21 protein-coding genes are annotated in these 22,010 nt (G+C 61.0%); 11 read left to right on the forward strand and 10 right to left on the reverse strand.

What is annotated here, in order from left to right:
- Nucleotides 1–126: 126 nt before the first annotated feature.
- Nucleotides 127–336: a hypothetical protein gene (locus tag QO002_RS00075; RefSeq protein WP_307225452.1), complete on the forward strand. Its 210-nt coding sequence runs from the start codon at nucleotides 127–129 to the stop codon at nucleotides 334–336.
- A gap of 84 nt (nucleotides 337–420) precedes the next feature.
- Complete coding sequence (locus tag QO002_RS00080; RefSeq protein ID WP_307225454.1) at nucleotides 421–1,320, forward strand: DUF6030 family protein; 900 nt, start codon at nucleotides 421–423, stop codon at nucleotides 1,318–1,320.
- Between the two features lie 240 nt (nucleotides 1,321–1,560).
- Here the strand turns inward: QO002_RS00080 and QO002_RS00085 are convergent, their stop codons facing one another.
- The 8 genes from QO002_RS00085 to QO002_RS00120 all read right to left on the reverse strand — a co-directional run bounded on the left by QO002_RS00085 (nucleotide 1,561) and on the right by QO002_RS00120 (nucleotide 10,111).
- A complete protein-coding gene (locus QO002_RS00085) occupies nucleotides 1,561–3,282 on the reverse strand; it encodes an ABC transporter substrate-binding protein (protein ID WP_307225457.1) in 1,722 nt (573 codons plus the stop codon).
- Nucleotides 3,283–3,360: 78 nt separating this feature from the next.
- On the reverse strand, nucleotides 3,361–3,780 hold the full coding sequence (locus QO002_RS00090) for a DUF2160 domain-containing protein (RefSeq protein ID WP_307225459.1): 420 nt from the start codon (nucleotides 3,778–3,780) through the stop codon (nucleotides 3,361–3,363).
- A complete protein-coding gene (locus tag QO002_RS00095) occupies nucleotides 3,780–4,604 on the reverse strand; it encodes a carbohydrate ABC transporter permease (RefSeq protein WP_307225462.1) in 825 nt (274 codons plus the stop codon). Before QO002_RS00095 ends, QO002_RS00090 begins: the two co-directional genes overlap by 1 nt.
- A gap of 16 nt (nucleotides 4,605–4,620) precedes the next feature.
- Entirely contained in the window at nucleotides 4,621–5,487 is an 867-nt protein-coding gene (locus QO002_RS00100) for a carbohydrate ABC transporter permease (RefSeq protein ID WP_307225464.1), read from the reverse strand.
- Between the two features lie 3 nt (nucleotides 5,488–5,490).
- Nucleotides 5,491–6,561 (reverse strand): ABC transporter ATP-binding protein, encoded by a 1,071-nt coding sequence (locus tag QO002_RS00105; RefSeq protein WP_307225466.1) that lies wholly within the window; start codon nucleotides 6,559–6,561, stop codon nucleotides 5,491–5,493.
- A 10-nt stretch (nucleotides 6,562–6,571) separates the two neighbouring features.
- The gene (locus QO002_RS00110) at nucleotides 6,572–7,654 is read right to left on the reverse strand and encodes an ABC transporter ATP-binding protein (RefSeq protein ID WP_307225469.1); all 1,083 of its coding nucleotides are present in this window, start codon (nucleotides 7,652–7,654) and stop codon (nucleotides 6,572–6,574) included.
- Between the two features lie 43 nt (nucleotides 7,655–7,697).
- Nucleotides 7,698–9,248, reverse strand: a complete 1,551-nt coding sequence (gene glpD, locus QO002_RS00115) for a glycerol-3-phosphate dehydrogenase (protein WP_370878430.1) — start codon at nucleotides 9,246–9,248, stop codon at nucleotides 7,698–7,700.
- Nucleotides 9,249–9,346: 98 nt separating this feature from the next.
- Nucleotides 9,347–10,111 carry a DeoR/GlpR family DNA-binding transcription regulator gene (locus QO002_RS00120; protein WP_307225473.1) on the reverse strand — a complete coding sequence of 255 codons (765 nt, stop codon included), beginning with the start codon at nucleotides 10,109–10,111 and terminating at the stop codon, nucleotides 9,347–9,349.
- 161 nt (nucleotides 10,112–10,272) lie between these two features.
- Here QO002_RS00120 and QO002_RS00125 point away from each other — a divergent pair, with 161 nt between their 5' ends.
- From QO002_RS00125 to QO002_RS00160, 8 genes are all read left to right on the forward strand, one after another.
- A complete protein-coding gene (locus QO002_RS00125; RefSeq protein ID WP_307225475.1) occupies nucleotides 10,273–11,043 on the forward strand; it encodes an SDR family NAD(P)-dependent oxidoreductase in 771 nt (256 codons plus the stop codon).
- Nucleotides 11,044–11,071: 28 nt separating this feature from the next.
- Nucleotides 11,072–11,965 (forward strand): LysR family transcriptional regulator, encoded by an 894-nt coding sequence (locus tag QO002_RS00130; protein ID WP_307225477.1) that lies wholly within the window; start codon nucleotides 11,072–11,074, stop codon nucleotides 11,963–11,965.
- 187 nt (nucleotides 11,966–12,152) lie between these two features.
- Nucleotides 12,153–12,620, forward strand: coding sequence for a formate dehydrogenase subunit gamma (locus QO002_RS00135; protein WP_370878527.1), 468 nt, complete (start codon nucleotides 12,153–12,155; stop codon nucleotides 12,618–12,620).
- Nucleotides 12,617–14,173 (forward strand): formate dehydrogenase beta subunit, encoded by a 1,557-nt coding sequence (locus tag QO002_RS00140; RefSeq protein WP_307225481.1) that lies wholly within the window; start codon nucleotides 12,617–12,619, stop codon nucleotides 14,171–14,173. The genes QO002_RS00135 and QO002_RS00140 overlap by 4 nt, the downstream gene beginning before the upstream one ends.
- Entirely contained in the window at nucleotides 14,170–14,421 is a 252-nt protein-coding gene (locus QO002_RS00145) for a DUF4287 domain-containing protein (RefSeq protein WP_307225483.1), read from the forward strand. Before QO002_RS00140 ends, QO002_RS00145 begins: the two co-directional genes overlap by 4 nt.
- Nucleotides 14,405–17,284, forward strand: a complete 2,880-nt coding sequence (fdhF, locus tag QO002_RS00150; protein ID WP_307225485.1) for a formate dehydrogenase subunit alpha — start codon at nucleotides 14,405–14,407, stop codon at nucleotides 17,282–17,284. Before QO002_RS00145 ends, fdhF begins: the two co-directional genes overlap by 17 nt.
- Before the next feature lie 313 nt (nucleotides 17,285–17,597).
- Complete coding sequence (gene fdhD / locus QO002_RS00155) at nucleotides 17,598–18,425, forward strand: formate dehydrogenase accessory sulfurtransferase FdhD (RefSeq protein ID WP_370878431.1); 828 nt, start codon at nucleotides 17,598–17,600, stop codon at nucleotides 18,423–18,425.
- Nucleotides 18,415–18,678, forward strand: a complete 264-nt coding sequence (locus tag QO002_RS00160; protein WP_307225487.1) for a formate dehydrogenase subunit delta — start codon at nucleotides 18,415–18,417, stop codon at nucleotides 18,676–18,678. Before fdhD ends, QO002_RS00160 begins: the two co-directional genes overlap by 11 nt.
- Before the next feature lie 38 nt (nucleotides 18,679–18,716).
- On the opposite strand, the gene QO002_RS00165 is transcribed toward QO002_RS00160, so the two are convergent.
- Nucleotides 18,717–19,148, reverse strand: coding sequence for an Lrp/AsnC family transcriptional regulator (locus QO002_RS00165; protein WP_307225489.1), 432 nt, complete (start codon nucleotides 19,146–19,148; stop codon nucleotides 18,717–18,719).
- A 124-nt stretch (nucleotides 19,149–19,272) separates the two neighbouring features.
- On the opposite strand from QO002_RS00165, the gene QO002_RS00170 reads away from it, so the two are divergent.
- Complete coding sequence (locus tag QO002_RS00170) at nucleotides 19,273–20,376, forward strand: saccharopine dehydrogenase family protein (protein ID WP_307225491.1); 1,104 nt, start codon at nucleotides 19,273–19,275, stop codon at nucleotides 20,374–20,376.
- 60 nt (nucleotides 20,377–20,436) lie between these two features.
- Here the strand turns inward: QO002_RS00170 and QO002_RS00175 are convergent, their stop codons facing one another.
- Nucleotides 20,437–21,864, reverse strand: coding sequence for a mannose-1-phosphate guanylyltransferase/mannose-6-phosphate isomerase (locus QO002_RS00175; protein WP_307225493.1), 1,428 nt, complete (start codon nucleotides 21,862–21,864; stop codon nucleotides 20,437–20,439).
- Between the last annotated feature and the right edge of the window lie 146 nt (nucleotides 21,865–22,010).

Raw genomic sequence — 22,010 nt, forward strand, 5'->3', positions numbered from 1 at the left:
TGCCGCTCGAATCGTGCAACTGATAGGATGTTGCGCATCTGACGGGATTTGTATCCGGGTTACCCGTCTGCCATTGGCCTCGTACAGGCCATTTTGCGCACGCTATCGGCAATCTGGAACGTGCCCATGACGTGGTTCTATCTCCTGTCGGCGCTCCATATCGCGATTGCGTTGCTGTTCCTGGACAGCGGCTACCGTGAAGGCGAGCTTGAGGGCGGCGAATGGGATGTCATGCGCGTTGTCGGGCTGGTTTCCTGCCTCGCCTGGCCCCTCCTGATCCTCTATGTGATCCTCTCCGCCTTCCGGCAAAAGCAGCTGAACCGCCGGACACGGTAAATTGGTGGCCTGCCCATGCTTCCATTAGGAATTCTGCAGTAGATTGCGCTTAAGCGGAATGAAAAGCGGCGAGCAGGTTCAACGATGGCGCAGGGGAAAAGGGAGCGGTCGGGAAAGCTGTTTTTCCTCGTCGCCCTGCTTGTGATTTTTGTTGGTATCCTGACCACCGCTCTCCTTGCCAATGACGGGCGCAGTCTGCGGCTTCTGCTGCGATATTTCGAGATCGAAATGCCCGCTGCAATTACGCTGTCCGGTTCATCCTCTCCCGAGCAGGAGCAATCCGTGCCCTTTCGCTCGATCAAGGGCACGCGGCTGCCGCCGGCGCACATGGTGCTGCCGACCTTTGCCTTTGCTGATATGAAAAGCCCGCCACAGACCTTTCTGCGCGCCATTCGCAGCGATCCCCGCAGCCTGTGCGAACAGGTGAAGGAAGCCGGCTTTCGCGGCATGGACTGGGTCATCAGCAGCAGCAACCGCGACAACTGGGAATGCTCCTCGCTAACGACAGTACTACCGTCAACGGATGGCGACGGAGCAGCGGAATCCTCGATCTTCGTCTCCATCAAGGGTGACGGCGAAAACCGGGTGACCTCGTTCCGCGTCAAGCTGAACATCGAACGACCAGCAGACAGCGGGCCGGTGGCGGCACTGGCGGCCGATGCCGCGATGATCTTTCTCGATCGCGCGCAGTGGGAAAACAGCGAGGAAGTCGTGCGTCTCGTGCGCTCGCTAAAAGAGTTCGAGCTGGACAATTTCGGAAGCCGCATCCGCTTCAAAAAGGAAATGGGCGAGGTTCCGCGCTACAACTTCATCGCCAGCCAGGCGCCGGGTAAACCGCGCAGATCACCCGTAGCCGCATATTTCGACCGGGAAAGGTGGTTACCGCTTTCGGATGACGACAAGGCGCCGATGGTGGGCGGCATGAGGGCTGGTGAAGGGGCTGGCGGGTTGCCGTTGGCGGGGGTGAAATCGGAGGAGAATTGAGGAGAATGCGGCGATCTCCCTCTTCTCCCCAGCGGGGCGAAGGTGGCGCAAAGCGCCGGATGAGGGGGCTGGCTGGCACTGAGTTTGCGGCAAAGCCCCCCTCATCGCCTCGCATGGGCTCGGCTCTTCTCCCCGCTGGGGAGAAGAGGAAAGGTGCCGCCCCGTCCGTCGCATACCTAAAAACAAAAAACCGCCCGGACGTAAATCCGGACGGCTTTCGGGAGAAAGGAGTTAGCCGGCTTACTTCTGCCAGCTCTTGACCAGTTCGTCGTAGTTGACGGTGATCGGCTTTTCTTTCTCGTTTTCGATCTTCAGCTGCGGAGCAAGGTTGCCCTTGGAAACGGCATCCTTGTTCCAGTATTCAAGATCGTGTTCCTCCTCGAGCTTCGGACCGATATCGCCCTGAACGCCGGAGCGTTCGAGGCGCTGCAGGACCTTTTCCTGCTCGGCGCACAGCGAATCCATGGCTTCCTGGGCGGTTTTCGCACCCGAAGACGCATCACCGATTGCCTGCCACCAAAGCTGGGCCAGCTTCGGATAGTCCGGGATGTTCGTGCCGGTCGGCGACCACTGAACGCGGGCCGGCGAGCGGTAGAACTCGATCAGACCACCGAGCTTGGGGGCACGATCGGTGAAGCTCTTGTCCTGGATCGACGACTCACGCGTGAGCGTCAGGCCGACATGGCTCTTCTTGAGATCGACGGTCTTCGAGGTGACGAACTGGGCGTAGAGCCAGGCCGCCTTGGCGCGATCTTCCGGGGTCGACTTCATCAGCGTCCAGGAACCCACATCCTGGTAACCAAGCTTCATGCCGTCCTTCCAGTAGACGCCATGCGGGCTCGGAGCGAAACGCCACTTCGGCGTACCGTCGGCGTTGACGACCGGCAGGCCTTCCTTCACGAAGTCGGCGGTAAACGCCGTGTACGTGAAAATCTGCTGGGCGACTTCGCCCTGGGCCGGAACCGGACCAGCCTCGCCGAAGGTCATGCCCTGGGCGGATGCCGGTGCATAGGCCTTCAACCAGTCTAGATACTTCTGGATCGAATAGACGGCTGCCGGGCCGTTGGTGTCACCACCGCGGGCAACGCAGGAGCCGACCGGCTGGGACTTTTCGTTGACCTTGATGCCCCATTCGTCGACCGGAAGACCGTTCGGCAGGCCCTTGTCGCCGTTGCCGGCCATCGAAAGCCAGGCGTCGGTGAACCGCCAGCCGAGCGACGGGTCCTTCTTGCCGTAGTCCATGTGACCATAGACCTTCTTGCCGTCGATTTCCCGACCGGTGAAGAACTCGGCGATGTCTTCGTAAGCAGACCAGTTGACGGGAACGCCGAGGTCGTAGCCGTACTTCGCCTTGAAGTCGGCCTTGTTCTTTTCGTCGTTGAACCAGTCATAGCGGAACCAGTAGAGGTTCGCGAACTGCTGGTCGGGCAGCTGGTAGAGATCGCCGTCCGGAGCGGTCGTGAACTTGGTGCCGATGAAGTCGGCGAGATCGAGACCGGGGTTGGTCACGTCCTTGCCTTCATTGGCCATCCACTTGGTCAGCGAACGGGCCTGCTGGTAGCGCCAATGGGTGCCGATCAAGTCCGAGTCGTTGACATAGGCGTCGTAGATATTCTCGCCCGTCTGCATCTGGGTCTGCAGCTTTTCGACCACGTCACCTTCGCCGATGAGGTCATGCGTGACCTTGATACCGGTGATCGCGGTAAACGCTGCAGCCAGGGTTTTGGATTCGTATTCGTGTGTCGTCAGTGTTTCGGAAGCAACTTTGATATCCATGCCGGCAAATGGCTTTGCCGCATCGATGAACCATTGCATTTCCTTTTCCTGATCAGCGCGGGAAAGCGTCGAGAGATCGCCGATTTCCTTGTCCAGGAACTGTTTGGCCTCGTCCATGCCCGCAAATGCGGTTCCGGTAAAAGCCAGCAGCATGACTGCCGTTGATGTCAGTAGGTGCCGTCGCATAATGTCCTCCCTTAAAGGTTTGCGAGTGCAGTTACGTTCCGTCCGGCTCCTTTCCGAACGGCATTTCCAGTCCTTGCCTCAGACCAGCTTGAAGACGCCGACGGCGTAGACGAGCGACAGGGCAAGAGCCCACCACTGGCCGGTGCCGACGAGGCCCAGCCATGCGAGATTGATGAAGGCGCTGCCGAGCAGCGATATGAACAGGCGGTCGCCGCGCGTCGTCTCGAAGCGCAGGATACCGACTCGCGGGCTGCCGCCGGGACGGGCATATTCCCATACGGCCATCAGCGCGAGCAGTAGGAAGATTGTCAGGAAGAACATGGCCGACGGGAACGTCCATGCCATCCAGCCGCCAGGAATCAGCGGGGCAAACCAGTCCCGTGCGCCATCCTTGACCGGCAGCGCCATGACGAGCAGCCCGGCGATTGCGGCATAGGCTACCAGAACGAGGGCCAGCGCCAGAGGCCAGCGATTGGTGCGTTGCAAGACAGCGGCCATTATACCCTCCCCAGGGCAAAGCCCTTGGCGATGTAGTTTCTGACAAAATAGATGACGATCGCGCCCGGAATGATAGTGAGCACGCCGGCGGCGGCCAGTACGCCCCAATCCATGCCGGAGGCCGATACCGTGCGCGTCATGATGGCGGCGATCGGCTTGGCATCCGTCGTCGTCAGCGTCCGGGCGATCAGAAGCTCGACCCAGGAGAACATGAAGCAGAAGAAGGCTGCGACACCGATGCCCGATGCGATCAGCGGAATGTAGATCCGCAGGAAGAAGCGCGGGAAGGAATAGCCGTCGATATAGGCGGTCTCATCAATCTCTTTCGGCACGCCCGACATGAAGCCTTCCAGGATCCAGACGGCGAGCGGCACATTGAACAGGCAGTGCGCCAGCGCAACGGCGATGTGCGTGTCGATCAGGCCAAAGGCCGAGTAGAGCTGGAAGAACGGCAGGGCGAAGACGGCGGGCGGTGCCATGCGGTTGGTCAAGAGCCAGAAGAACAGGTGTTTGTCGCCGAGGAACCGATAGCGCGAGAAGGCATAGGCCGCCGGCAGCGCCACCGAAACGGAGATCACCGTGTTCATCACCACGTAGATGATCGAGTTGATATAGCCCTTGTACCAGGACGGGTCGGTGAAGATGACCGCATAGTTGTGAAGCGTCGGCGCATGCGGATAGAGCGAGAACGTGCCGGTGATCTCGGTGTTGGTCTTGAAGCTCATGTTGACCAGCCAGTAAATCGGCAGGAGCAGGAAGACGATATAGAGGGTCGGCACGATCCAGGAGAGGTTACGGCCGGAGGTCTGTGTTGCTGTGGTCATGGTCGTTCCTCCTTTCTCAATTCTCGGCGTCACTGTTGGTCATGACGGTGTAGAAGATCCACGACAGAAGCAGGATGATCAGGAAGTAGATGATCGAGAGCGCTGCTGCGGGACCGAGGTCGAACTGGCCGATGGCCGTCTTGACGAGATCGATCGACAGGAAGGTGGTGGCGTTACCGGGACCGCCGCCGGTGACGACGAAGGGCTCGGTGTAAATCATGAAGCTATCCATGAACCGCAGCAGGAAGGCGATCAGCAGCACGCGCTTCATCTTTGGAAGCTGGATGTAGCGGAACACGGCCCAGCGCGACGCACCGTCGATACTGGCAGCCTGATAATAGGCATCGGGGATCGAGACGAGGCCGGCATAGCAGAGCAGCACCACGAGGCTCGTCCAGTGCCAGATGTCCATGACGATCAGCGTCACCCAGGCGTCGAAGACGTTGTTGACGTAGTTGTAGGGGATGCCGATCGCATCCAGCGTATAGCCGAGCAGACCGATATCGACGCGGCCGAAAACCTGCCAGATCGTGCCGACGACGTTCCACGGAATGAGCAGCGGAAGCGACATGAAGACGAGGCAGAAGGGCACGCCGAGACCCTTTTTCGGCATGTTCAGCGCGATCAGGATACCGAGCGGAATCTCGATCGCAAGGATGATCGCTGAAAAGATCAGGTTACGGGTCAATGCATCCCAGAAGCGGTCGGAATGCAGCACATCGGTGAACCAGTCGGTTCCGGCCCAGAAGAATTCATTGTTGCCGAAGGTGTCCTGCACTGAATAGTTCACGACCGTCATCAACGGGATGACCGCCGAGAAGGCGACAAGCACCAGCACCGGCAGCACCATGAACCAGGCCTTGTTGTTCCAGGTCTTTTCCATGGTTCAGCCCTCCCCGCCGACGCGCCAGGAATTGGCATAGATGTTGATGGCGGCCGAATCGAAGGTGATCTTCGGCTCCGCCGGGATTTCCCCGTCCTCATGGACGACGATGGCCAGCGGCCGCCCGGCAAACGAGGCGCGCACGATCTTCTGGCGGCCGATGTCCTCGACCTTGGAGATCGAAACCGGCATGCCCTCGCGACCGAGGCGGACGAATTCGGGACGGATGCCGAGTTCGGTTTTTGCGCCGGCCGTAATCTTCGGCGCGAAGCCGAGGGTGACGCTGCCGTCGCCGAGATCGACGGTCGAGCCATCGATCTTCGCCGGCAGCACGTTCATGCCCGGCGAACCGATGAAATAGCCGACGAAGGTATGCTTCGGCTTTTCGAACAGCTCGGCCGGCGTGCCGATCTGAACGATCTCGCCGTCATACATGACAACGACCTTGTCTGCGAAGGTGAGCGCCTCGGTCTGGTCGTGCGTGACATAGACCATGGTGAAGCCGAACTGCTTGTGCAGCCGCTTCAGCTGCGAGCGGAGCACCCATTTCATATGAGGATCGATGACCGTCAGCGGCTCGTCGAACAGGATGGCGCTGACATCGGAGCGGACGAGGCCACGGCCGAGCGAGATCTTCTGCTTCTGGTCGGCGGTGAGGCCGCGGGCCTTCTTGCTGGCGCGGTCCGCCAAGCCGATCATGTCGAGGATTTCGGTGACGCGGCGATCGACCTCAGTTTCCGGAACCTTGCGGTTGCGAAGCGGGAAGGCGAGATTGTCGTAGACCGTCATCGTGTCGTAGATCACCGGGAACTGGAACACCTGGGCGATGTTGCGTTCCTGGGTCGGCAGGTTGGTGACGTCCTTGCCGTCGAAGAGGATCTTGCCTTCGGAGGGCTGCAGCAGCCCGGAGATGATGTTGAGCAGCGTGGTCTTGCCGCAGCCGGAGGGGCCGAGCAGCGCGTAGGCGCCGCCGTCGTTCCATTCGTGATGGACTTCCTTCAGCGAATAGTCGGCCGGCGACTTTGGGTTCGGGCCGTAGGCGTGTCTCAAATGTTCGAGCGTGATGCGTGCCATGATGGTCTCCTCACGCCGCGTGCGCGGCTTGGCCGCCGGTTGCCTGGCCATCCGGCGAAAAGGCCATCAGGTGACGGGTATCGACAAAGAGATCGAGTGCCGTATCCGGATCGAAATCATGGATCCCATGCTCCAGCATGACCCAGCGGGAACCCGAAGCTTGCACATGGATGAAGCTTTCCGAGCCGGCGATTTCCGAAATGATGACCCGCGCTTTCAGGACAGCGGCCGAGGCATCCGGCCTTTCGATCGACAAGTGATGCGGCTGGAATGCGACGGTGACCGGACCGTCCGCGATGGCGGAAAGATGCGCCGGCACCGGCAGCAACGGCGCGCCGTCCTTCTCGAAATGCGCGCCCTTCTTCACCAGCTCGGCCGTGTTGAGAGGCGGGTCTGCAAAGGTCTTGGCCGTGATGAGATCGACGGGGCGCCGATAGACGGAGATCGTCGAGCCGAACTGGCTGATGCGGCCCTCGTTCATCGTCGCCGTATTGCCGCCGAGCAGAAGCGCTTCCGTCGGCTCTGTCGTTGCGTAGACGAAGATCGAGCCGGAGGCGGCAAAGAGTTTCGGCAGTTCCTCGCGCAGTTCCTCGCGCAGCTTGTAGTCGAGGTTGGCGAGCGGCTCGTCAAGCAGCACAAGGCTGGCATTCTTGACGATGGCGCGGGCAAGCGCCGTGCGCTGCTGCTGGCCGCCGGAGAGATTGAGCGGGGTGCGGTCAAGATAGGGTGTCAGCTTCATCAGCTCGGCAGCCTTCTTCACTTCGCGGTCGATGGTGGCGGCATCCTTGCCGGCGATCCGCATCGGCGAGGCGATGTTTTCGTAAACGGTCATTGCCGGATAGTTGATGAATTGCTGGTAGACCATGGCGACGCTGCGATCCTGAACGCGTACGCCCGTCACGTCCTTGCCGTCGAAATGGATCGTGCCGGAGGTCGGCTTGTCGAGCCCCGCCATCAGCCGCATCAGCGACGTCTTGCCGGACAGCGTCGGGCCGAGAAGCACGTTCAGCGACCCCCGCTCCAGCACAAGGTTTGTCGGATGGATATGCGTATCCGCCCCCACGACCTTGGTTATGTTTTTCAGTTCAAGCATTACCAGGCTTCCTCCCAGCCGGAGCTTCAATGGCATGGCGCCGTCAGGCGACCTCGCGCATTTTCTCCCGCATGTATTCCTCCAGCCCGGCGACTTCTGCCGGACCCACTTTCAGACCGAGTTTGGTGCGGCGCCACAAGACGTCTTCGGCGTAGCGCGCCCATTCCCTGTTCATCAGCCAGTTGACCTCGACCTCGTAGAGATCGGCGCCGAAATGGCGACCGAGATCACTGAGCGCCTTTGCCTCTCCCAGCATGCGCGCAGCAAGCGTACCATAAAGGCGGACAAGCCGCCGCGCGTGACGGTCCCCTAAAAAGGAGTAGCGATCCTTCAGGGCCGAAACCTGCGCGTCATAACCGGTTGCCGGAAAATCGCCGCCGGGAAGAGAGCTTCCAGCCGTCCAGGGCGCACCCTTGGTACCGATCATCTCGATGATCTTTTCCAGGGCGTGCTCGCCAAGACGGCGATACGTCGTGAGCTTGCCACCGAAGATATTGAGAAGCGGCGCATCGCCCTTGCCGCCTTCGACCTTCAGCACATAATCACGGGTGGCTTCCTGCGCCTTGGACGCACCATCGTCGAACAGCGGGCGCACGCCGGAATAGGTCCAGACGATATCGGAGGGCGCGACAGGCTCCTTGAAATATTCGCTCGCCGCCTTGCAGAGATAGTCGGTCTCTGCGTCGGTGATGCGAACCTCGTGGGGGTCACCGTTATAATCGCGATCGGTGGTGCCGATCAGCGTGAAATCGGTCTCGTAGGGAATGGCGAAGATGATGCGGCCATCCGGGTTCTGGAAGAAATAGGCACGCGGGTCGTCGAATTTCCTGCGCACGATAATGTGGCTGCCCTGGACGAGGCGGACATTGTGGGCGCTGTTGTTGCTGAACACATCCGAAAGCACGACATCGACCCATGGCCCTGCCGCATTGACGAGCATGCGCGCCTTGAAGCTGCTGCCGGCACCCGTCGCACGATCCTCGACATCGATATGCCAGAGGCCGGCTTCCCGCCTTGCGGAGGTGACACGGCTGCAGCTGAGGATCAGCGCGCCGCGATCGGCAGCGTCGCGGGCGTTGAGCACCACCATGCGCGCATCATCGACCCAGCCGTCGGAATATTCGAAGGCCTTGGTGAACAGCGACTTCAGCGGCTTGGCGGCCGGGTCGCGGCGCATGTCCAGCGTCTTCGTCGCCGGCAGCAGCTTGCGGCCACCGATGTGATCATAGAGGAACAGGCCGAGGCGGATGAGCCAGGCCGGGCGCACGCCGCCCTTGTGGAACGGCAGGACGAAGCGCATCGGCCAGATGATATGTGGCGCCATCGCCCAGAGCACTTCGCGCTCCATCAGCGATTCGCGCACCAGGCGAAACTCGTAATGTTCGAGATAGCGCAGGCCGCCGTGAATGAGCTTGGTGGCAGCCGACGAGGTTCCGGAGGCGAAGTCGTTCATTTCGGCAAGGGCAACGGAATACCCACGACCAGCCGCATCCCGCGCAATGCCGCAGCCGTTGATGCCACCGCCGATGACGAAAATGTCGAACTGATCTTCCGCAGGCACGCCTTGTCTCCCCCCACATTTCGCATCGCACAATTTTGCGCATATGCGAAAGTGAATTTAGTTAAAGCGAATATTTTCGAATGTCAAACGAATGTTACAGGAAAATAATATGCTGATCCAGATGCTTGGGGTCAGGCATTCGTTTCGATCAGCCGCACGTCCTGCTCCTGGCAGATCGTCCGCACGTTTTCGATCGGACAGCTATCGGTGATGAAGGTGTGGACCTGGCTGATATGGCCGATGCGAACCGGCGCGGTGCGCTCGAATTTGGTCGAATCGGACACCAGAATGACGTGGCGGGCATTGGCGATGATCGCCTGCGCCACTTTCACTTCGCGATAATCGAAATCCAGAAGCGCGCCGTCGTGATCAATGGCGGACGCGCCGATCACAGCGTAATCGACCTTGAACTGGCGGATGAAATCCACCGCGGCCTCACCGACGATACCGCCATCGGCACCGCGCACGACGCCGCCGGCGATGACCACCTCGATCGAGGGGAAAACACGCAACCTGTTGGCAACATTTATATTATTCGTGATAACCATCAGCTCTTTATGGTCGAGCAGCGCTTCTCCCACAGCCTCGGTCGTCGTGCCGATATTGATGAACAGCGAAGAATTGTCGGGGATCATGGCGGCGGCGGCCTGGCCGATCGCCTGCTTTTCGCTTGCCGCGATCGAGCGTCGGGCTTCGTATTTCACATTCTCGTTGCCACGCGGAAAAATCGCTCCGCCGTGAATGCGGGTCAGCACCCGTGCATCACAGAGATCGTTCAAGTCCTTGCGGATCGTCTGCGGCGTCACCGCGAAGCGGCTTGCCAGCTCATCGACGAGCACTCGGCCCTCTGTCTTGGCAAGATCGAGGATTTCGGATTGCCGCCCGGTCAGATACATGGTGTTCCCAGCCCTATTTCGTTTTCTTTCATAATAGGCAAAAACGAAAGCGGCGCAAAGCATGAAATGCAGCAGGCTCCCATTGCCGATGCAACCGAAAGCCGACTGCAACATTGCAATTGAGGAGAGGATGCGCCAGCCTGCTTTCGGGAGGATTTGAGATGTTTCACCCATCCTTGTTCAAGGGAATGAATGTGGTTGTGACCGGCGCGGGGCGCGGGATCGGCCTTGAAGTCGCGCGGCTGTTTCTCGATTGCGGCGCCCATGTGCTGCTGCATGCCGGCCGCGCCCCGCAAGGCGGAAAACCCGATTTCTTGCAAGCCGCTATAGAGGAAGCACGGGCGCATCTGGTGTATGGTGATTTCCTGACCGATCAGGGGATCGCAGATGTCCTGCGCCGGGCTGACAGCCTGTTCGAACAGGTGGATGTGCTGATCAACAATGCCGGAACCATGGTCGGGCGCTTTCCGGCCGGCGAGCTGACGGACGACCAGTACGAGACCGTCGTACAACTCAACCAGACTTCCGTGGTGGAGATTACCCGCGCGCTGCTGCCGCAGCTTCGCCGCTCGACACAGGGCGCCATCGTTAATACTGTCTCGATCTCGGCGATCACGGGCGGCAGCACCGGCTCGGCGATCTACTCCGCTACAAAGGCCTTTGTTGCGACCTATTCCAAGGCGCTGGCGCGGGAGCTTGCCCCCGATGGGATCCGGGTCAATTGTGTTTCGCCCGGAACGATCACCACCGATTTCCATGAACGATATTCGACGCCGGAAAAGCTCGAGGCGACCCGCAAGTCCATACCCCTGCAGCGCCTCGGTACGCCGGAGGATTGCGCGCCCGCCTATCTCTTCCTCGCATCGTCCGTGCTTTCCGGCTACATCACCGGCCAGGTGCTGGAGGTCAATGGCGGCCAGCTGATCTGCTGACCGCGCCTCCTACCATGGACAGGCTCCTATGATCGACAAGCTGGAATTCTTCATCGCGCTAGCGCAGGAGCGGCATTTCGGCCGGGCGGCCGAACTGAGCGGCATCACCCAGCCGACGCTTTCGGCAGCGATCCGCCAGCTGGAAGATCAGCTCGGGGTGATGCTCGTTATTCGCGGTGCCCGGTATCAAGGGCTGACACCGGAGGGGCAGCGGGTGCTGGAGTGGGCGCGCCGGATCGTTGGCGACAGCCGGACCATGCGCGAAGAGATGCGGGCCGCTCGCAAGGGACTTGTCGGACATATCCGGCTCGCGGCCGTACCGACGACGCTTGCCATGGTGCCGAGCATCACCGGGCCATTTCAGGAAAAGCATCCTGAGGTCACCTTCAGCATCCTTTCCACCACATCGCTAAAAATCCTCGGCCTGCTCGAAAATCTCGAGGTCGATGCGGGGCTGACTTATCTCGAAAACGAGCCGTTGGGCCGGGTAACCAGCGTGCCGCTGCAGGTGGAGCGCTATCATCTGGTGACGGCGGCCGGCACGCCGCTTGCCGACCGCGACAGCGTGACGTGGAAGGAAGTCAGCAGTCTTCGGCTTTGTCTATTGACCGCCGATATGCAGAACCGGCGGATCATCAACCAGCATTTTGCCGAGGCTGGCGCAGTCGCTGCTCCGACGCTGGAATCGAACTCGATGATCGTGCTGTTTTCCCATGTCCGCACCGGCCACTGGGCGAGCATAATGCCATTTAACGTCGCGAATTCATTTGGTTTTCACAGCGATATCAAGATCATTCCAATCACGGAACCGGACGCGCATCATACCGTCGGACTGGTGGCGACACACCGCGAACCGTTCACGCCGCTCGTGTCGGCCCTTTTGCACGAAGCACGCATTCTGAGTGAGCAAAACATGGGTTGATAGAAATTTTCTATCGATCGACGAAACAGCCGTATTGACCTGAAAGACCCCGACTGCGAAGCTTTTTCGCATGAAATGAGCGGCGCAGGGAGCTGGAGGCTTACCTGCTGCCGCAGCTGGCAACGGAAGTTGCCGCTTTGCGAACAGGCTCGATGCCTGTCTGGGAGGTTTGAAGGTGAATTTGCATATGCCTGTGCCGGATATCGACGCACGCACCCTGTCGATCGTCAACGATCTCAAGGGGCTCGAAGGGCCGCTTCTGCCGATCCTGCACGAGATCCAGGCCGAATTCGGCTATGTCCCTGAAGACTGCCTTCCGATCATCGCCCGCGAGCTCAATCTTTCACGCGCCGAAGTGCACGGCGTCGTGACCTTCTATCACGACTATCGCCGCCATCCCGCCGGCCGTCATGTTCTGAAGCTCTGTCGGGCTGAAGCCTGCCAATCCATGGGATCGGACAGGCTGGCGGAGAAGGTGAAGGCGCTGCTCGGTATCGATTTCCATGAAACCACCGGGGACGGCGCGGTCACTTTGGAGCCAGTCTACTGTCTTGGCCTCTGTTCCACCGCACCCGCCGCGATGCTCGACGGCGAGGTGCACGGAAGGCTTGATGACGACGCGATTGCCGACCTCGTTGCGGAGGCCCGCCGATGACCGTCACGATCTTCGTTCCCCGCGATGCCGCTGCCCTTGCCGTCGGCGCCGACAAGGTGGCAGCCGCCATCGAGAAGGAAATCGCTGCTCGCGGCGTCGATGCGCGCATCGTGCGCAACGGTTCACGCGGCATGCTCTGGCTGGAGCCGCTGGTCGAGGTGCGTGCGGATCACGGCCGCATCGCCTACGGGCCGGTACGTCCTTCGGATGTCGCCTCGCTCTTTGACGCGGGCTTCCTTGAAGGTGGCGCGCATCCGCTCTGTCATGGACAGACCCACGACATTCCCTTTTATGCGAGCCAGACGCGCCTCACCTTTTCGCGTTGCGGCGTCACCGATCCGCTGTCGCTCGACGACTATCGCCAGTATCGCGGCCTGACAGGGCTCGAAAAGGCGATTTCCATGGCGCCGGCCGAGATCGTCAAGGAAGTGACCGACAGCGGCCTGCGCGGCCGCGGCGGCGCGGGCTTCCCGACGGGCATCAAGTGGAAGACGGTGATGGATGCGGCGGGTCCGCAGAAATACATCGTCTGCAACGCCGACGAAGGTGATAGCGCCACCTTTGCCGACCGGATGATCATGGAAGGCGATCCCTTCGTGCTGATCGAAGGCATGGCGATCGCCGGCATCGCGACCGGCGCGACCAAGGGTTATGTCTATATCCGCTCGGAATATCCGCACGCAATCGCTGTCATGGACGAGGCCGTCCGCATCGCGCGCCAAGAAAAGATACTAGGGGCCTCGGTGCTCGGTTCTGCGTATGCGTTCGACATGGAAGTGCGCAGCGGTGCAGGCGCCTATGTCTGCGGCGAGGAGACGTCACTGCTGAACAGCCTGGAAGGCAGGCGCGGAATCGTGCGCGCCAAGCCGCCGCTGCCGGCGCTGCAAGGCTTTCTAGGACGACCGACCGTCGTCAACAATGTGATGTCGCTTGCCTCCGTGCCGGTCATTCTCGACCGGGGTGCCGGCTTCTACCGCGATTTCGGCATGGGCCGCTCGCGCGGCACGATCCCGATCCAGATCGCCGGCAACGTCAAGCATGGCGGCCTCTATGAGGTCGCCTTCGGCCTGACGCTTGGCGAGATCGTCGAGAAGATCGGCGGCGGCACGGCAAGCGGCCGGCCGGTCAAGGCCGTGCAGGTCGGCGGGCCGCTCGGGGCCTATTTTCCGGTCTCGATGTTCGACACGCCATTCGACTACGAAGCCTTTGCTGCAAGGGACGGCCTTATCGGCCATGCCGGCATCACCGTCTTCGACGATACGGTCGATATGCTGAAGCAGGCACGCTTCGCGATGGAGTTCTGCGCGATCGAAAGCTGCGGCAAGTGCACGCCCTGCCGCATCGGCTCGACGCGTGGCGTCGAAACGGCAGACAAGATCGCCCGCGGTATTGAGCCGGAGAAGAACAAGGTGCTGCTCGCCGATCTCTGCAACACGATGAAATTCGGCTCGCTCTGTGCGCTGGGCGGATTCACACCCTATCCGGTGATGAGCGCGATGACGCATTTCCCGGAAGATTTTTCGCCGGCGCCGGTGGTGGAGGCTGCGGAATGAGCGAGCCGGAAAAGGTCAAAGGTCCAGCCTCCTACTTCCCCTCGATCGAGAAGAAGTACGGCCAGCCGATCGAGCACTGGAAAGCGATCGTTCGCGCGCAGGAAGGCAAGGCCCATATGCAGATTGTGGCGTTCCTGAAGGAAACACACGGCCTGGGCCATGGCCATGCCAACGCGCTTGTCGCGGCGACGCTCGCCGAGACCAAGTCCCAAGAATTGCCCGGAGGTTCCCATGTCTCTCGTTCCTGAAATCGACTACGGCACGCCCGTCTCCCGCTCAGAGAAGATGGTGACGCTGACCATTGACGGTCGCGAGATCAGCGTGCCGGAAGGCACCTCGATCATGCGCGCCTCCGTGGAAGCGGGCATCAAGGTGCCGAAACTCTGCGCCACCGACATGGTGGATGCCTTCGGCTCCTGCCGCCTCTGTCTCGTCGAGATCGAGGGCCGCAACGGCACGCCGGCCTCCTGCACGACGCCGGTCGCACCCGGCCTCAAGGTGCACACCCAGACCTCACGGCTGAAAGACATCCGCAAGGGCGTGATGGAGCTCTATATCTCCGACCACCCGCTCGACTGTCTGACCTGTGCCGCCAATGGCGACTGCGAGCTGCAGGACATGGCTGGCGCCGTCGGCCTGCGCGATGTGCGCTACGGCTACGAGGGCGACAACCACGTCAAGGCCCGGGACAATGGCGAAGCCAATACCCGCTGGATGCCGAAGGACGAATCGAACCCCTATTTCACCTATGATCCTTCCAAGTGCATCGTCTGTTCGCGCTGCGTGCGCGCCTGCGAGGAAGTGCAAGGCACCTTTGCGCTGACGATCGAGGGCCGCGGCTTCGACAGCCGCGTGTCGCCCGGCATGCACGAGAATTTCCTCGCCTCCGAATGCGTCTCCTGCGGCGCCTGTGTACAGGCCTGCCCGACGGCGACGCTGACGGAGAAATCTGTCATCGAGATCGGCCAGCCGGAACATTCGGTCGTCACCACCTGCGCCTATTGCGGCGTCGGCTGTTCCTTCAAGGCGGAGATGCGCGGCGAGGAACTCGTGCGCATGGTGCCGTGGAAAGACGGCAAGGCCAATCGTGGCCACTCCTGCGTCAAGGGCCGCTTCGCCTATGGCTACTCCACCCACAAGGAACGCATCCTCAACCCGATGATCCGCGAAAAGGTCTCTGACCCCTGGCGGGAAGTGACTTGGGAAGAGGCCTACGCTCACGTCGCCTCTGAATTCCGCCGCATCCAGTATCAGTACGGCCGCGAATCGATCGGTGGCATTACCTCCTCGCGCTGCACCAACGAAGAGACCTTCCTCGTGCAGAAGCTGGTGCGCGCCGGTTTCGGCAACAACAATGTCGATACCTGCGCCCGCGTCTGTCATTCGCCCACCGGCTACGGCCTCGGCCAGGCCTTCGGCACGTCTGCCGGCACCCAGGATTTCGATTCGGTCGAACAGACTGACGTGGTCATCATCATCGGCGCCAATCCGACGGACGGGCATCCGGTCTTCGGCTCGCGCCTCAAGAAGCGGCTGCGCCAGGGCGCCAAGCTGATCGTCATCGATCCGCGCCGCACCGATATCGTCCGCTCCCCCCATATCGAGGCGGCCTATCACCTGCCGCTGAAACCCGGCACCAATGTCGCCATCATGACGGCGCTCGCCCATGTGATCGTCACCGAGGGGCTCTACGACGAAAAATTCATCCGCGAACGGTGTGACTGGTCGGAATTTGAGGACTGGGCCGCATTCGTTTCGGACGAGACCCACAGCCCGGAAGCCATCGAGAAATATACCGGCGTGAACCCGGAGGACCTGCGTGGCGCTGCCCGCCTGTTTGCGACTGGCGGTAACGGCTCCATCTATTACGGCCTTGGGGTCACCGAACACAGCCAGGGCTCGACCACGGTCATGGCGATTGCCAACCTTGCCATGGCAACCGGCAATATCGGCCGGCCCGGCGTCGGCGTAAACCCGCTGCGCGGCCAGAACAACGTGCAGGGCTCCTGCGACATGGGCTCGTTCCCGCACGAGCTGCCCGGCTATCGCCACGTCTCGGATGATGCCACCCGCGATATCTTCGAAAAGCTCTGGGGCGTCACCCTTTCCCACGAGCCGGGGCTTCGCATTCCCAACATGCTGGATGCGGCCGTCGATGGTTCGTTCAAGGGGCTCTACATCCAGGGCGAGGACATTCTTCAGTCCGACCCCGACACCAAGCATGTTGCCGCCGGCCTTGCCGCAATGGAATGCGTCGTCGTGCAGGACCTGTTCCTTAACGAAACCGCCAACTATGCCCATGTCTTCCTGCCGGGCTCGACCTTCCTCGAAAAGGACGGCACCTTCACCAATGCCGAGCGCCGCATCAACCGCGTGCGCAAGGTGATGACGCCGAGGAACGGCTATGCCGACTGGGAGGTGACGCAGAAGCTGGCGCAGGCCATGGGTCTCGGCTGGAACTACAGCCATCCTTCTGAAATCATGGACGAGATCGCGGTGACGACGCCGAGCTTTGCGCTCGTGTCCTATGATTATCTGGAGAAGATGGGCTCGGTTCAGTGGCCCTGCAACGAGAAGACGCCGCTGGGATCACCGATCATGCACATCGACGGCTTCGTGCGTGGCAAGGGCAAGTTTATCCGCACCGAATACGTGGCAACGGACGAGCGGACCGGACCGCGCTTCCCGTTGCTGCTGACCACCGGCCGCATTCTCAGCCAGTACAATGTGGGCGCCCAGACGCGCCGTACCGAAAATGTTGTCTGGCACGAGGAGGACCGGCTGGAAATCCATGCGCATGATGCCGAAAACCGCGGGATTCACGATGGCGACTGGATCAAACTCACCAGCCGCTCCGGCGACACTACGCTTCGCGCGCTGATCACCGACCGCGTGGCGCCGGGCGTGGTCTACACCACCTTCCATCACCCGACGACCCAGGCCAACGTCATCACCACGGATTTCTCCGACTGGGCGACCAACTGCCCGGAATACAAGGTGACCGCCGTGCAGGTCTCACCCTCCAACGGGCCTTCGGACTGGCAGGTGGAATATGACGAGCAGGCCCGCCAGTCACGGCGGATCGTCGCCAAGCTCGAGGCGGCGGAATAGGACCGGGAATGCGGAGTTTGGCGCAGCGCCTGTTTGATCAACCCTTTTCTCCCTTATGGGGCGAAAGGAGCAAATTACATGCTCCGTCGTCCCCTCTCCCCGCCTGCGGGGAGAGGGCTAGGGTGAGGGGCAACATCTCTACGCTTATGGTTGCCCCAGCGCGCGCCTTATCCGGCCTGCCTGCTACCTTCTCCCCGCCAGCGGGGAGAAGGGATATGCCGCGCCCTCCATCGTCCACAATTCTCCTTTTTGAGAGAGCGGACAATCGCGATCGCGCCCTGCCGATCTCGTCTCGGGAGGGAGAGGTGGCTTTGTGACCTCCTTCAAAACCACAACCAAAGTCCGCGAAACCTTCCGCCGCAAAGGTATCCTCGGCGAAGGCGAACGCACCGTCCCGGAGGAGACGCCGGTTGCGTTCAGCTATGGCGGCTCGACCCATGCCGTGATGATGGCGACCCCGGCCGATCTGGAGGATTTCGCCGTCGGCTTCAGCCTGACCGAAGGCATCGTCACGAACGGCGGCGAGATCGAGGAAATCGGGATCGAGGCTAGCGAGATCGGCATCGACCTGCAGATCCGCCTCGTGGACGAGCGTAACGACAGGCTTGTGGCCCGCCGCCGCCATATGGCCGGGCCGGTGGGGTGCGGGCTCTGCGGCATCGAATCGATCGAGGAGGCCGTGCGGCCGACCCCTGCCGTCAACACGTCTCCGCTGCGGATGCGCGAAAACGACATCGTCGCGGCTGTTGCCGAACTAGGCGCCCGTCAGCCGCTGCATTTCGAGACGCGCGCGGTTCATGGCGCCGGCTTCTACGTGCCCGGCAAGGGCATTGTCGCCGTGCGCGAGGATGTCGGCCGCCACAATGCGCTAGACAAGCTTATCGGCGCCATCGCTCGGGCCGGCTACCCCGGGCGGGATGGGGCGATTGTCGTCACCAGTCGGGTCTCGGTCGAAATGGTGCAGAAGACCGCGATCATCGGCAGCCCCGTCATCATCGCCATCTCGGCCCCGACGGCGCTTGCCATCCGCGCGGCCGACAAGGCAGGCATGACGCTGGTTGCGCTGGTGCGCGGCGACGACTTCGAGATCTTTACCCAAAATGACCGCATATCTGCAGGAGCAGCCGCCGATGTCGCATGACGAACCGCACAAGACGACGGACGACAAGCTGGTCTATATGGCAAACCAGATCGCCACCTTCTTCAAATCCCAGCCGGAAGGAGAACGTGCGGCAGGCATTGCCGGCCATATCAACAAATTCTGGGAACAGCGCATGCGCCGCGCCTTTTTCGCAATGATCGACAAGGGCGATCCGCGCTTCGACCCGCTTGTCGTGGCAGCAGCGACGCATATCAAGCGACCTGCCGATGTGGGGCAGACCACCCAAGCCTGATCTATTGAACCAGTTATCCCAGCTCTGCAAATCGCGAATCATCGACTGATTCGCGTCGAGAGAACGACGGATGAGAGTGTGCGCTCCACCCCGTCTATTTCCCCGATCCTGTCGATGATCAGGTCGAGCGCGCTGATCGAAGGGGCGGCGACGATGGCGATCAGGTCGAAGCTGCCGCTGACGGAATGCAGGGTGCGCACTTCCTGAAGCGCATGCAGTTCCTGCGTCACCCGCGCCAGGGCCTTGGGCGCCAGCGTGATCAGCACATGGGCCTTGACGAGGCCCTGCTCGAAATCATCCGAAAGCCGGATGCCATAACCGGCGATCACACCATCCCGCTCCAGCTTCTCGATCCTCGACTGAACCGTCGTACGCGACAGGCCGAGCTTTCGCGCCAGCATCGCCGTGGGCATCCGGGCGTTTTCACTGAGCAGTGACAAAAGCTGGCGGTCTTTGTCCGATATCGTCATTTCATCAAACCTGATCGTCAATATGCCGAAATAGATACGGCATTTCTAACAGATTGAAGCTACATTTCAACGACACTTACCCCCATCATCTGAGCATCGAATGCACATGAGGGGGATTGCAGTCATGAAAAACATCGTTGTCATCGGCGCAGGCAAGATCGGCTCGACCATTGCGCGGCTTCTGGCGAACTCCGGCGACTATCAGGTGACGCTCGCCGATCACAGCGCCGAACAACTGGCCCAGATCGAAGCGCACGCTGCTATCTCCACTGCACAGATCGATATCGCCGATGGCGAGGCGCTGGTGAAGCTGCTTTCCGGCAAGTTTGCCGTCTTGAGCGCTGCGCCCTACCATCTGACAATTGCGATTGCCGAAGCTGCCGCCAAGGCCTGCGTCCACTATCTCGACCTGACCGAAGACGTCGAATCCACCCGCCGCGTCAAGCAGATCGCCGAAACCGCACAGACAACCTTCATTCCGCAGTGCGGCCTCGCACCGGGCTTCATCTCGATCGTCGCCAACGATCTCGCCAGCCGCTTCGACACGCTCGACAGCGTGCGCATGCGCGTCGGCGCCCTGCCGCAATATCCGTCCAATGCGCTCAACTATAACCTGACCTGGAGCACGGACGGCGTCATCAACGAGTATATCGAGCCCTGCGAAGCCATCGTCGAAGGCCAGCTCATCGAAGTGCCGGCGCTGGAAGAACGCGAGGAATTCTCGCTGGATGGCGTCACCTATGAAGCCTTCAACACCTCGGGCGGCCTCGGCACGCTCTGCGAAACGCTGAAGGGCAAGGTTCGCACGCTGAACTACCGCACGATCCGCTATCCCGGCCACGCCGCTATCATGAAGGCGCTTCTCAACGATCTTGGCCTGCGCCATCGCCGCGAAGTGCTGAAGGATATCTTCGAAAACTCGCTGCCTTCGACCATGCAGGATGTCGTGATCGTCTTCGTGACCGTCTCGGGCCGCAAGGACGGCCGTCTGGTGCAGGAAACCTATGCCAACAAGGTCTACAGCGCCGTTGTCGCCGGCCGCATGATGAGCGCGATCCAGATCACCACGGCCTGCAGCATCTGCGCCGTGCTTGACATGCTCGCCCATGGCGAACTGCCGGAAAAAGGTTTCGTTCGCCAGGAAGAGATCAGCCTCGACGCTTTCCTGAAGAGCCGCTTCGGCCACTACTATGAACAGCGCCATTACACCGAGAAGGCCGCAAGCTAAGACGGTCACCTGCGGAGGAGGAGAACGCCCGGCTCGATGCCGGGCGTTTTCGTTTGGGAATCAGGTGCGACCGAAATCGTCATCAAGGCGGATGATGTCGTCATCGCCGAGATAGGAGCCGGTCTGGACCTCGATCAGTTCCAGCGGGATCTTGCCGGGATTGCTGAGACGGTGGACAGAGCCTTGCGGGATATCGACAGACTGATTCTCGTGCAGCAGATGCGTCTTGCCATCGATGGTGATTTCGGCCGTACCGCGCACGACGATCCAGTGCTCCGCCCGATGATGGTGCTTCTGGAGTGAAATGCTGGCACCGGGCCGAACCCGGAGCTTCTTCACTTCGAAGCGCTTGCCGGAAAGCACCGACGCGACCGAGCCCCACGGGCGATATGAGGTCGGGTGAGTTTGCGTGAGCGCGTTGGTTGCCTTGGACGCCGCCAGTCGTTTGACGATCTGGCCGACGTTCTGGCTGTCGGCGAGCGGCCCGATATAGACGGCATCTTCGCTGGCGATGACGGCGACATCCTGAAGTCCCTGCACCGCGACATGGATGTCACGGGAGAGCACGAGCGAGTTGCGGGTGTTGTTGACCGTCACCTTCTCGCCGAGCACGTTGCCATCCGCATCCTTGTCGCCGACAGCCCAGACCGAATCCCAGCTGCCGAGATCGGACCAGCGGAAAGCGGAGGGGACGACAGCAGCATCCGGGGTCTTCTCGAAGACGGCATAGTCGACCGAGATATCCGGAGCCTGCGAAAAGGCGGCCGCGTCGAGACGGATGAAATCGAGATCCTCTTCCGCCGCCTGCATCGCCTTCTGCGCGGCGTCATAGACACCGGGCGCATAGCGCAGGATTTCGCCCAGGAACTGGCTGACCGGCAGCATGAACATGCCGGAGTTCCAGAGATAGCGGTCATCGGCAATCAATTCGTTGGCCCGCTCCTGGTTCGGCTTTTCGATGAACCGGGAAACCTTACTCGCGCCCGTCGGCAGCGAATCGCCCGTTTCGATATAGCCATAGCCTGTCGCAGCTTCGGTCGGCTTGATCCCGAAGGTCACCAGCTTGCCGGTTGCAGCCGTCGCGCGCGCCAACCGGATGCACTCGAAATAGGTTTCGTCGGCGACGATCTCGTGGTCGGACGCCAGAACCTGCATGATCGCACCATCGCCATGATCGCGCAGGATGGCAAAGGCGGCGGCCGCAAGGGCCGGCGCGGTATTGCGCGCGATCGGCTCCAGAAGGATCGCTGCCAGATCGGCGCTGACGCTGCGGGCCTGCTCGGCCACGATGAAGCGGAAATCCGCATTGGTGACGATGATTGCTGGCGCGTAGAGCGCCGGGTCGGAAACCCGTTGAAGGGTACGCTGAAAAAGGGAAAAATCGCCCAGAAACTGGAGAAACTGTTTGGGAGCTTCAGCGCGGGATAGCGGCCAGAGGCGCGTTCCCTTGCCACCGGCCATGATGACCGGGATGATTTTAGACGACATCGATACCTCTATGCTTGTTGGCGGCAAGCCACCCAAATTCAATCCTGGAAATAGCCAATGCTACCGCAGGATTGCGTCAAAGGGAAACGAGGGCTTCATCAAACTGCATCCATACTTAATGCGGCAGCGCACCGCGGATACGATTC

Source organism: Pararhizobium capsulatum DSM 1112, from assembly GCF_030814475.1.
GTDB lineage: Bacteria > Pseudomonadota > Alphaproteobacteria > Rhizobiales > Rhizobiaceae > Pararhizobium > Pararhizobium capsulatum.